Consider the following 11,439-nt stretch of genomic DNA (forward strand, 5'->3'; position numbering starts at 1 on the left):
GATTGGGGTGATGATGATTCTGTGAAAATTTGGGGAGCCGATCATCCGGCCATCGTAGCTGGAGCTATGTAAGCGTGATTTTGGTGAAAGGTCAACTGCCAGCTTGGTTGTTACGTTTTTCCGGTGAGTCAGGTAGGTAAAGATGGTTCTTCTGAATGTATTTGAGCACGTCGGGGTGCAGCCATTGATCTAAGAGGGATAGATCTTGATCTGCCACAGCCTGCCGGAGTTGCGTGGCGGATGCCGGGTGATCTCCTGATAAAGAGTGCATCCGATAACCTTCTCTCGGTGCTGGTTTTTCACCCCGGGTGAAAACGATAAACTCCACCATGCTCGCAAGGTGGTCCACTCGATTCCAGCGTGGTAGCGCTAACCATTGATCGGTGCCCATCAGCCAGAAAAACCGGGCGTCTGGAAAGCGATTCCTCATGTGCTCGACGGTGCGCCATGAGTAGCAAGGTTCGGGGGCTGTTAGGTCGAAGTCGTCGACTTCCGCATGCTGCAGGTTTGCCGTAGCTAGCCGACACATTTCCAGCCGGTGTTCACTGCTGGCGTGTTTTTTTCCTGTTTTATGAGGCGACTGGCGGCAGGGCAGAAAAATCAACCGGTCGAGTGTTAGCTCGCGGATGGCTGCTGCTGCGATGTGGCTGTGGCCGAGATGGATCGGATCAAATGTGCCGCCGAAAAGACAGATGCGAGGCTGAGCATGGTTATCTGGTGAGGATGCATACATGCGGCTCATCCTGAATAAAGGGCATCAGCGCCCCAAGGTTTCGGCTTCGGGACCCTTGCTGAACTCAGTGCTGGAACTGCCATACCAAAGCAGGCCGGCGGTTCCGATAAACACCAGGAGAATGATCAGGGCGATGAGGAGGCTGAGACAGGATTTCATCTTGGGAAAAAACTAGGGGCATATCCGGCACACGTCCAGAATATCCTTTGTGGCTGCATTAGGCATGTTCCAGTCGTGCTGCGTAGGCACCGTCACTGGCTGAATTGAATGGCACGGAGATGTGTTCGTCTGCGAGCTTCCAGTCTGGGTGGTTAGTAAAAAACCGATCAATCAGTTCACGGTTTTCCTCTGGATCGATGGAGCAAGTGGAGTAGACGATGCGACCGCCTGCTCTCAAACACGGCAGTGCATGGCTGAGGATTTGTTCCTGAATTTTGGTCAGCTCTTCAATATCTTCCGTGCGTAGCCGCCAGCGTGCATCTATCCGGCGACGAAGGACTCCGGTATTTGAACAAGGCACATCGAGTAGGATGGCGTCGAACCGGCCATGCCATTCGGCCGGAGATGGTTGGGTCCAATCGTGTTCCTGAGTTTTGGCAATGCTGACACCGAGCTGTTGGAGATTTTCCTCAAGACGGGGGAGGCGCTTTTCGTTAGAGTCCGTGCACAGGATTTCACCTTCATTGTTCATCGCCGCAGCGATCATGGTGGCCTTGCCTCCGGGGGCGGCGCAGGCGTCGAGGATAGTTTCGCCGGGAGTCGGCTTCAAAAGCTCCACGCTGTGACAAGTCGCCGGATCCTGAATGTAGATCAGACCGTTTTTCATCCACTCACCAGGCGGAAGTCCATCGATCTGATAGAAACCGTCAAATTTCTCGAGAGCAGTCGATTTCTCATAGGCGTCCACGGTTTCGCGCGCGCCATCCTTGAGTGTGTTGACCCGACAAATGACTTTGGCGGGCTGGTTGTTCCATTCCATCAAGGCGATGGCATCGTTTTTACCGAAGGTTTTGCGCCAGCGATTATATAGCCAGTCGGGGTGGGAAAATTGCACGGCAGGGGGGAGGTCTACCATTTCCTCCATCAGACGTTTGCGCCGAACGATTGCCTGGCGGAGCACGGCATTGATGAGACCTCGAACAGGGGTCTTGGCACAGTTAACGGTTTCATTCACAACCGCATGGTCGGCGATGCCGAGGATGAGAAGTTGGCAGAGTCCCACTCGTAATACATCGCGTGTTTCGTGGTCGAGTTTCCCCCTGCGGAGCTTGCCTATCCAGTGATCCAGCAGTCGGCGGTGACGAAGAACGCCGTAGACGATCGATTGTAAAAGCGCCCGGTCCTGACGACTTAATCCATTACGACCGGCGTGGCGCTCGATAAGAGAGTCCATATAAGTGTGGCCCTTAGCCCAGGCCCTGAGGGCGGAGACTGCGGCGCGGCGGACATTGCTGGCTTGGGATGGCATGACGGCAACAAGCTAGGAGGTTTGTGGAAATACTAAATACTAAATTCGGATTTAAAATGCACAGGCACAACAGATTTGGAAATCCATTGCTCGGAAGACTTGCGAGATTCTCAACAACACCCTAGAAACGGGCGTGAACAGATTTCAAAAAGTCGCCGTAGCCGCCTGTGTTGCTCTGGTAGTTCTCATTTTTGTAGGGGCAATCGTCCGGGCGACAGGGGCTGGTATGGGATGCCCTGATTGGCCAACATGCTGGGGCTGTCTAGTTCCCCCGACGAGTGCGGATCAAATCGACCCGGCCAAACTCGACATTGAAAAATACCGCATCAAAGCTGCAGCACATGGCATAGACCCGGCGACCATTACCAAGGAGTCGATCATCGCGAATTACAATCCGGTGCACACATGGATCGAGTATATCAATCGTCTAACATCCACACCACTGGCTGTGTTGACGCTGATCACCTTCGTCATGGCATTCTTGAAGAAAAACCGTATCCGGAGTGTGATGATCGCTGCGACACTGGCTCTTATTTTGTTAGGTGTCAACGGATGGATGGGTGCGCGTATCGTGCACAGTGGCTTGAAGCCTGGCATCATCACCATTCATATGGCCTTGGCGATCGCTATGTTGTTAGTGCTGGTATTTGTCGCTTGGCGCGGCTGTGAATCGCCATGGAAATTGGCAGCTTCGTCATGCCGAGGTGGACTCAGTAAGTTAGCATGGTTACTGTTTATCCTAGTCTTGGCCGAAGGAGTGGTCGGATCTCAAGTGAGGGAGAAGACCGACGAACTGAAACGCACTCACGAAGCCGCTCCCAGATCTGAGTGGGTGGGGGAGCTTGAACACAGCACGACCTACCTGATCCACCGAAGCGCTTCTTGGGTGATCTTACTGGTAGCGATACTTTTCTTCATGAAAGCTATTGCTGCGAGAACCGGCGCCTCAATGTTAGAAAAGGTCATCCTTGGATCCGTTCTGGGTCAGATGGTTCTGGGAATTGTTTTGTCCCAAGTCGGTATTCTACCCGTTGCCCAGGTGTTACACATTGGATTGTCTTCGATCTTGGTCAGTGCCTTGTTCCTCTGGCTGCTGGCATCCAGTCGCATGGATCTCAGGCCGTGGAATGGCTGAAAGAAATTGGGCCGAACAGTTTCCTGTCCGGCCCGAGTGATACAAAATTCGTAGGGAACCTCTTAGAAGAGAGTCAGAGGATCTACGGTCTCGATACCGTGAGCGTCAGCTACGGCAGCATAAGTCACCTTACCCTTCATGCAGTTGATGCCACTGATCAGTTCTTTACGAGAAGCACAGGCCGCCTGAACTCCCATCTCAGCAATCATCATGGTCCAGCGTTGAGTGCTGTTATTGAGTGCTTGGGTAGCTGTTCGAGCATACGCGCCAGGCATGTTAGCCACACAATAATGCAGCACGTCCTCTTCTACGTAGGTGGGGTCGTCATGAGTAGTCGGCCTCGTGGTTTCAGCACATCCGCCTTGGTCAACGGCAATATCAACCAGCACACTTCCGGGCTGCATCATCTTCAGCATATCTCGGGTAATCAACTTAGGAGCCTTGGCTCCGGGAACCAAAACGGCACCGATGACCAAATCCACGCGAGGGAGAAGATCGGCTAAGTTGGCTTCATTGGAATAGACGGTGTGGGCTCCTTCCATGGTAATATCCAAGAAACGCATCCGGTCGAAATCAACTTCCAGAATGCTGACATCGGCACCAATTCCCGTAGCGACACGTGCTGCATTCACTCCAGCCGTGCCTCCTCCGATAACCACGACTCTGCCTGGAGCCACGCCAGGAACCCCACCTAACAGAGTTCCCCGGCCTCCGCGGTGTTTGGCAAGATGGTAACTACCGACAATGGCTGACATGCGCCCGGCAATTTCGCTCATGGGTTCCAACAAGGGAAGGCGACCATTGACTTCAATAGTTTCATAAGCAATGGCTGTGCAGCCACTGGCAGCAAGTTTTTCTGTTAGCTCCTTGTCTGCCGCAAGGTGTAAGTATGTAAAGAGCGTATGCTGCTCGTTGAGCATAGCCACCTCACTGGCCTGAGGTTCCTTCACCTTCACGATCAGCTCCGCTTCGGCAAACACGGCTTCCGCAGTTTCCAGAACTTCAGCACCCACGGCAGAGTATAGCTCGTCCGGATAACTGGCACCGGCACCTGCATTTTTCTGCACAACAACGCGATGGCCCCGACGAACCAGTTCTCCCACCGAAGAGGGAATCATGGAAACGCGATGCTCCTGATTTTTAATTTCCTTTGGAATGCCAATAGTCATATGAGGAAAAGTAGTGTAGCTATCTGGTAATTATCCAGTGTTATTTAGCCCATTAGAGGGTCTAAAATTCGCTGCATTATTTTGAGCTAAAAAAACTTGCAATGGAGTCGGAAATAGAAATACTCGCGCCGCTTTCGGCCCCCACCGAAACAAGCCCCTCAAAGGCACAAACAAAAAACGCCGGTTTAGCTCAGTTGGTAGAGCAACTGATTTGTAATCAGTAGGTCAACGGTTCGAATCCGTTAACCGGCTCCATTAAAAACCCCTGTATCCTTTATGGTTACGGGGTTTTTTGTTATCTACACGAAAATGACGAATTCCGACAGTGTCCGAGCGAATAGGTAAAAGTACGGAAAAACGGTGCATTTTTGGCAACTGTTTAGGAGATATATTTAATGTTTCCTTAATAAGTATATGGGCTAGCTGATGATGGTTACTTTCTTAATATTATGGGGTGTCGCTTCTATCGGAGTCACTGTTGGCAAACCCTTGTTTTGATTGCTGCTGATCGTTCATTGCTATGGAATTTTCAGTTGCTAAGTGTATCCCTGTATCTAGCGCTAGGCTACACTGAGATTGCACAATGTTGCGTATATGTTGCCGCTAACTTCTGATACTGAATAGGTTTCCAGTGAATAGATCTTACAGAAAGCAGTCGAATCAATCGTGGTCCTTGTCGTATAACCCTTTGACCTTTTCGTGGTTGAAGTTGATATACTGATCGATTTTTCTGAGCAGGCGATCCTATGGAGAATTTGCCAACAGTTTGGGAGCCCTTCGCTAAAGCTGCTTTTTTTTGCTGAAGTGGATGATAACTTAGTTCGAGCGTGTAACGCAGTGGCGTCCTTCAAGGCAACTACCCCCAACCACATGTTGCCGCAAGAAAAGTGCAACCAGGCACGAAGTGAGTTTTTAGTGAAGGTAGATCGACAATTTTTAACACTGTTAATGAACGACTTATGGGTTTTTGGCGGGATGTTTGTTTGCATGTGCGATACTCGAATTCGTAGAAATAAGTAATGCCTTAACTTTTTTGAGATCGCACCAGCCGTTTCCAAACTTCCAGACTATGAACTGTCTGCCGAAGCGGAAGCAGGTGAAGAGCTATTTCGGTGGGGGCAGAAAAGGAAAACGAGGGCATGGAGCAATAGTTAACATATTTGAGTTTGGCTTACTTAAGAGAAACGGCAAGGTTTACATCGCAGTCATTCCGGATATGATGACTGATTCTCTCATACTCACTATTCGTGAGAAAGTAACACCTGACAGCCTTGTCTATGCAGACCATTTTCGAGCTCGTAATGCTCTAGATATTAGTGTGTTTCACGCCCTTCGACTCAACCATTTTGAACTCTTCGCCAATGAGAAGGGTCATATCGATGGTGCTAGAATTTCTAAAACCAGTTCAAGCCTCATTTACGACGTTTCAACAGTATTCAAAATGAGTAGTTCCATTGGTTGTTAACGGAGTGAGAGCAGCCCTTCAATGGAGGAGACCACCAATTGCTCCTAAAACCGACTTAGTTACTTGGTAGAAGCCTTCACATCGGAGTCTGGCCCCCAATGAGATGCTACGATAAATCCAAACGCTTAAAGTATAACAGGAGCACTTACCAGTTTTCCCCAAGTCGTGTGCGTTGTAAGTCCTCCAGCATTAGGAGCTATGCCTTGAAGATTTCTAGGTTCAAGGGCCCAAGGGGTATGAAATTTAATTAGTATGTAGGGAACATCCGTTTTACTTGGCGTTTCTCCGGTCTCTGACTTGAGCTGCTTCGGAGACACTATTTTTACAGATGAAATTTCAGCACACCAATTGACGGATTTTCTGTGATGAAAACCACCGGTGTATCCTGTCAGCAGGGTTCCTGAACTGAGCGCTAGGTCGATGTTAGTTGGCGTTCCGTGATTATTTAATGCACGACAATAAAAATACCCTTGGTTTGCGATCTTTTCTGACAGAGCTGTTGCCATATACCCTAAGATCACTGGTGTATTAGGATTGGCGACTTTGGGTGTTCCAGACTTACCAGTAGGAGCCTCGCGGACGATGCGGTGTGTGCTGTCATTGAGCCTTGATAGCTGGGTCATTCTACTGGCATGGTGGCAGATAGTATCGTTGAGAAATTGAATCAATGCATCACGGCCGTCTCGAGATCCATGGGTTGTTTTGGCCCCTGGTCTGAGGGCAAAGGCTCCAACGCCTGGTATGATTTCGTGGTATTTGACAAATGTATCATCCTTGCTTTGAACTGTGCCAGGATAGAGCACGTAAGAGCCCACAGTTCTTCTGATGGCTTCATTATAGGTATGCATCTTGTACAGATCGCCGCGTCGATACGTTTTGGTAACCTTTTCTTCCTGTCGTTCAATGGCGGACTCTTCTTCATTACTGTCATCACCAAAAATTTCAGTAATACTTTCGACCCGATATTTGGCATCGAAGTGGAGATAGGAAATTTGCCCCACTTGTTGAGCCTGTCTTTCAGCCTTAGCCGGGCTTTTGTTTTCTTGGGCGATGCTTTCCGGGATGATGACTAAAGTGTAGTCTGGCCGTAGTCTTCGGCTGTAAGTTCCTGGTGCCAGCAACTTATTGTTTTCAAAAGATCGGTTGTAGTAAAAATAAATCCTATTGGTGATCCCCTCAGTGGTTCTATAAACAAAGGACGAGTAAGATGATTTCCCTGCTTTGAGATTAATTTTTAATCCATGGGCATCATTTTGAGTCATGAATGGTAGCGCTTCTCCACTGTGGCTTTTCGTAGGAGCGTCGATGCACTCACAGCCGATTTCTTCGGCTAATATGTTATAAATTTCGAAGTAGATCCAGTATTCATAGAGTGTCGCGACGTCGCGGTTATTGCCGTCGTATGTGTCTTCTCGTCCTTCCCAATCGAGCTGCGCTGCGACGTCAGAAAGTAGCCATGCTTCTAGGATCTGGCGATAGCCATCTCTCTTCTGCAAGGTTTGGTTATTGAGTGGCACCTGATCGAGATCGCCTACTTCTTGGAGCCAAGTCTGAGAGAGAAATGCATCAAGCGCTTCCCTCATGGCGATCGCTTCGTCATGGGCGGCTCCCTCGATTCTCTGGTGGTCGATGACGGCTTGACTGATGGCTAAGAAGTCAGTGAGAGCGTATTTAATAAATCGGTTTGGTGCGGTATCCAGTGAGTCGCGCTGACGTAGGGCCTGGATTTCAGTGGGCACGAACCCTTTGATGTTAGGTTTAGAATTTGTCGGTGCTTTTGCCCAATCTCGTCCATACCGGAGTGGGTTTTGATAAAATCGTTTGTCGGGGATCTCTCCCCATTGCTGCTCCTTGATGAGAGTTCGGTGGCAATTCCTATTAAGAATTTCGAGATAGAGGTCGAGACGATCTTCACCAAGGCAATGCCTCACGAATAAGAACTGCTCGAGTAGCAGGCGTTTCGGCTGCTCTGGGTCTGGACTAAATGACAGGGAGGTGAGTGAATTCCATTCCAAGAGCAATTGTTGGCATTTAGCCGCAATGTCTTCCACCATAGATCGATACTCGATTTCATAGCCCATTTTAGTTGGGGTAATATCAAATTTGATAGGCGGGTAGTTTTCTACTTTGATCCAAGCAATGCCGATGTAATTAACCACTTGAAAATCACCAATCAGCACGTTGCCCATTTTTCTGGTGACCCAACCAGAACGAGGGTTTTCAAGGACACTCGATGTTAGCTGACACTGTGAACTATCCCTACCTTTCTGACCGTTGATATAATGAACAGCTACTGTATACCGTATGGCTTCCTTGATCGAAATAGGCTGAACCCCACGTCTTCTAGCATCGCCATCATAATGAATGGGAGCGACTTTAGAATTTTCATCTAAAGATCCAAGTATTTCATCCGGGAGCCCCTCAATGCTGGTTGATGAATCAAGTGGGGACGCAAGCATAGAGCTGGCGATCGTGAGAGCCAGCTGAGATTCCTCATCGAGAAGGATTGTGATAGCATCGAGGTTAATCACTGAACAAAGCTTACGAATTGATCTCGCCGAACAGCGATGATCATGTGGACTAACTTAGCGTAACTTTTTGGGAAAATTGAAACCACATCTGATAGAGCCTCCGAATCTTCAGGGATCTTAAGTGAGGTGAGAGCTGTTTTTCCCGAAACCAAATCTTTGGCTTTATCGATGTTCTGATCTTTGCAATAGGATGCTAAAGCTACCAAGATACGCTCAATTTTCCGACGACTTCCATGGAGTTTAGGCAGTATTTTTTGGAGGATTTGTTCGTCACAGACTTTGTGAGTCTTCCATTTTTCAAGCGGGTTAAGGATGTAAGAGGCCTCGCAATATCGCATGACTTCAGATGGCACTCGAAACCCAAATTCCATGCCTGAACCTTCCAAGAGTTTAAATGTCTCGAGAATGACCTTGTGAATTACCTTGGTATCTTCGCTAGAAACATTGGATATTTTTCCTGTGTTGATTGCCGTCTGTGTATTTAAGAAACGAATGGCAATATCCTCTGTCGTTGTAGAGAGGGGGGTGGGTTTTTCCCCTTGCGTTTTTAGAAAGCGGCTCAAATCATAACTAACCATGGAGAACTCTATGACGTTAGCTCGATCTAACACCTTAGGGCTAAACATGTGCGTCGTTTCATCGATGTTGACGGTGCCAATCACAAAAAGGTTTCGAGGTATGGTGATGCGTTCCTCAACGAGTGATCCGTGAGCATTTACAATCTCGTTGCCGTTGTTGTGCAGAGAGATAGCCCCCTTGGATTCCATGGCGCTCAGGAAATCAGCAAAGTAGCGCTCAACTTGAGACAGGTTCATCTCATCGAGAATAAGGAAATGAGGTTGTGTTGGATTGGCGGAAGCTCTTAACAACAGTTCGAGAGCCCGAGTGCTGGTGAATTGTTCTTCAAACGGGTTATAATGACCCACGATTTGACGGTTATCTGTCCAATCGGCCCCTACCGCAACGAGAGCATAATGATCCTCGCCAACGAGCCATTTGGCAAACGATTGGGCAATGATTGTTTTACCTGTTCCGGAAGTTCCCGTGAGGATGGCAAATGGTTTGGCGAGTAGCGAGCAGATGAAACGTTGAAGCAGACCGTCCGGATAAACGAGGCCTGATTTCCGAATGGCTTCTGAGGCATCTTTAACGAATTGGGAATCAAGCATGTCTTTGGATGGCCGAGGTGTGGATAGCTTAGGAGCGGTAGGAAGAGAGTCTGTAGCCATGCCCTCCAGTTCCATGATGCACCGCTTCAAGAGTTCTTTGCTTGGCTGAGACATGTCGGGCAGGTCTCGCAGTTGCCTGGCTCTGAGTATGTTATTCTTTTTGGATTTTACACTGACATGATCCCCTAAAAGATAAGTGTTCTGACTGCTGCCCAAGCTCTTCCAGCTCCAATCTGGTGGCGTGGCAACTGCCTTGAGGACTTTCATTCTAACAAAGCTGTCCCACTCTCCACCGACTTCATAAACTTGGTCTGAGTCGTTGAATGTTGTTTTGTTTTCGTTGCTACTATACTCGGTAGGGATTCCCGTCGCGTCTAATTCCGCGTGCAGTATTTCACGGCCCGTCTTGTTGACAACAAAGACAGCATCGCCAATTTTCAGTTTCGAGAACTTGAGCTTATTCCAATAAAAAAAATCTTTGTCTGAAGATAGGAGTCTTTGGTAGTTTCGTTGGCCGAGCGCGGACAAGTCCTTGCCTTTGATCTCGTAGATCATGACCGATTTGGGTGCTTTTAATTGCATGATGTGGAATGGAGGTTGGGTCTAAAGCTCGGAATATTTGGCATGAGAGCCTTTGGCTTTGTCGACTGGATACTTTGCCGCGTTTTTCTTCATCTTATTTTCGATTGCGGCCGTTAGGTCGATATCAAGGTTATCAGCGAGTTCAAATAAGTATACCGCGATGTCTGCAATCTCATCGGAGATGTCTTCACGTTTATCCCTGATCCTTTGCTCTACCTCTTCTGGAGTTTTCCAAAGGAAGTGTTCCAGTAGCTCGCTTGCTTCGATCGATATAGCGATGGCCATGTCCTTGGGATTATGAAATTGAGCCCAATCGCGCTCATCTCGAAAGTCTCGAATACTGCTCAGGATTTTATCGGTCATGTGAATTATTTTAAGTAGTTGGAAGTGGTCTGTCGTCTGAATATTTCATAATGCATAAATTAATTACTCAGCTTCATCGAGCACCTTCGATATTTCTACATTTGTCTTCGAGACGGGCCGCGATCTGCTGGACTTCTTGATGGGTGAGTCTTCTTCCTTTACCAAGGTCGGGGAGGCGTAGAGCGATATTCTTGGCGCTCTGAACTCCGAGTTTTGTCCAGTTCGGGTTGTTGATCATCCAGCCGGGTAATACGACAAGCGGGCGCACTTCGAGTGTGATGCCTGACTTCGACAGCCAGCGTTGAAGTGATGCTGCTTGTCTGATGGCTTGAGCGATAGGCTCATTGTCTGTTGATCCGTCAGGGAACCGTAAAATGGTATTTTCTACTGATGATCCTTCCACCGCGATTTCGTGTGACTGGAGTTCATTTACCGGAGCTTTTGTTTGCTTGCGCTTTGCCTTTGTCTCGATAGCAAAGACTCCCTCTGGACCGACGGCGATGTGATCGATGTTGAAATTGGTATCATCTCCCCCCGGGACCATATCGAAAATGAAATCGTGGAAGATGTAGTATCCTTTCGTAGCTAATGGAGCTAACTCAGCGGCTACGTAACGCTCGCCATCGAAGCCAAGACGGTAATTGATTAGGTCGTTGCGTAGTGTTTTAATCTTCTTCCATGGTTTTCTGGTGAGTCGAGCGCAGACAATAAAAACAAGGGTGGTGGAAATGATAACGGTGATTAATGACAAACCGGAGATTAACATGCAGAACACTGCTGGGGCCATGATGTAAGCAGCCAGAGAATAGAATTGATCACCCAAG

Annotated in this window: 10 protein-coding genes and 1 tRNA gene; 3 read left to right on the plus strand and 8 right to left on the minus strand. The window is 48.5% G+C overall.

Translation table 11 applies throughout. The features are described from left to right. Positions 1 to 91 precede the first annotated feature (91 nt). The 3 genes from nadD to rsmB are packed head-to-tail and all read right to left on the minus strand — an operon-like array spanning position 92 to position 2,201. Positions 92 to 733 (minus strand): nicotinate (nicotinamide) nucleotide adenylyltransferase, encoded by a 642-nt coding sequence (gene nadD, locus ACSPJT_RS00460; RefSeq protein ID WP_435894409.1) that lies wholly within the window; start codon positions 731 to 733, stop codon positions 92 to 94. Positions 734 to 757: 24 nt separating this feature from the next. After that, positions 758 to 892: a hypothetical protein gene (locus ACSPJT_RS00465; protein WP_435894410.1), complete on the minus strand. Its 135-nt coding sequence runs from the start codon at positions 890 to 892 to the stop codon at positions 758 to 760. Between the two features lie 58 nt (positions 893 to 950). Further along, positions 951 to 2,201: a 16S rRNA (cytosine(967)-C(5))-methyltransferase RsmB gene (gene rsmB / locus ACSPJT_RS00470; protein WP_435894411.1), complete on the minus strand. Its 1,251-nt coding sequence runs from the start codon at positions 2,199 to 2,201 to the stop codon at positions 951 to 953. 133 nt (positions 2,202 to 2,334) lie between these two features. On the opposite strand from rsmB, the gene ACSPJT_RS00475 reads away from it, so the two are divergent. Next, entirely contained in the window at positions 2,335 to 3,336 is a 1,002-nt protein-coding gene (locus ACSPJT_RS00475) for a COX15/CtaA family protein (protein WP_435894412.1), read from the plus strand. Between the two features lie 62 nt (positions 3,337 to 3,398). Here the strand turns inward: ACSPJT_RS00475 and ald are convergent, their stop codons facing one another. Beyond that, positions 3,399 to 4,505, minus strand: a complete 1,107-nt coding sequence (gene ald, locus ACSPJT_RS00480) for an alanine dehydrogenase (RefSeq protein ID WP_435894413.1) — start codon at positions 4,503 to 4,505, stop codon at positions 3,399 to 3,401. Between the two features lie 179 nt (positions 4,506 to 4,684). Here ald and ACSPJT_RS00485 point away from each other — a divergent pair. Then, positions 4,685 to 4,760: transfer RNA gene (locus tag ACSPJT_RS00485), tRNA-Thr, on the plus strand. Positions 4,761 to 5,574: 814 nt separating this feature from the next. After that, on the plus strand, positions 5,575 to 5,970 hold the full coding sequence (locus ACSPJT_RS00490; protein ID WP_435894414.1) for a hypothetical protein: 396 nt from the start codon (positions 5,575 to 5,577) through the stop codon (positions 5,968 to 5,970). Between the two features lie 125 nt (positions 5,971 to 6,095). Here ACSPJT_RS00490 and ACSPJT_RS00495 read toward each other — a convergent pair whose 3' ends face one another. From ACSPJT_RS00495 to ACSPJT_RS00510, 4 genes are all read right to left on the minus strand, one after another. Continuing rightward, a complete protein-coding gene (locus tag ACSPJT_RS00495) occupies positions 6,096 to 8,501 on the minus strand; it encodes a DUF2357 domain-containing protein (RefSeq protein ID WP_435894415.1) in 2,406 nt (801 codons plus the stop codon). Then, entirely contained in the window at positions 8,498 to 10,252 is a 1,755-nt protein-coding gene (locus ACSPJT_RS00500; protein ID WP_435894416.1) for an McrB family protein, read from the minus strand. The genes ACSPJT_RS00495 and ACSPJT_RS00500 overlap by 4 nt, the downstream gene beginning before the upstream one ends. 21 nt (positions 10,253 to 10,273) lie before the next feature. Then, complete coding sequence (locus ACSPJT_RS00505; protein ID WP_435894417.1) at positions 10,274 to 10,615, minus strand: nucleotide pyrophosphohydrolase; 342 nt, start codon at positions 10,613 to 10,615, stop codon at positions 10,274 to 10,276. A 73-nt stretch (positions 10,616 to 10,688) separates the two neighbouring features. After that, positions 10,689 to 11,402, minus strand: coding sequence for a nuclease-related domain-containing protein (locus ACSPJT_RS00510; protein ID WP_435894418.1), 714 nt, complete (start codon positions 11,400 to 11,402; stop codon positions 10,689 to 10,691). Positions 11,403 to 11,439 lie beyond the last annotated feature (37 nt).

The sequence above is a fragment of the Oceaniferula spumae genome, from assembly GCF_042849255.1.
In the GTDB taxonomy this organism is placed as follows: domain Bacteria; phylum Verrucomicrobiota; class Verrucomicrobiia; order Verrucomicrobiales; family Akkermansiaceae; genus Oceaniferula; species Oceaniferula spumae.

Bases quoted from the DNA above. Each gene is read 5' to 3' on its own strand.
- ald (WP_435894413.1), bottom strand. From the start codon at position 4,505: ATGACTATTGGCATTCCAAAGGAAATTAAAAATCAGGAGCATCGCGTT.
- ACSPJT_RS00510 (WP_435894418.1), bottom strand. From the start codon at position 11,402: ATGGCCCCAGCAGTGTTCTGCATGTTAATCTCCGGTTTGTCATTAATC.
- ACSPJT_RS00500 (WP_435894416.1), bottom strand. From the start codon at position 10,252: ATGCAATTAAAAGCACCCAAATCGGTCATGATCTACGAGATCAAAGGC.
- ACSPJT_RS00465 (WP_435894410.1), bottom strand. From the start codon at position 892: ATGAAATCCTGTCTCAGCCTCCTCATCGCCCTGATCATTCTCCTGGTG.
- rsmB (WP_435894411.1), bottom strand. From the start codon at position 2,201: ATGCCATCCCAAGCCAGCAATGTCCGCCGCGCCGCAGTCTCCGCCCTC.
- ACSPJT_RS00505 (WP_435894417.1), bottom strand. From the start codon at position 10,615: ATGACCGATAAAATCCTGAGCAGTATTCGAGACTTTCGAGATGAGCGC.
- ACSPJT_RS00490 (WP_435894414.1), top strand. From the start codon at position 5,575: ATGAACTGTCTGCCGAAGCGGAAGCAGGTGAAGAGCTATTTCGGTGGG.
- nadD (WP_435894409.1), bottom strand. From the start codon at position 733: ATGTATGCATCCTCACCAGATAACCATGCTCAGCCTCGCATCTGTCTT.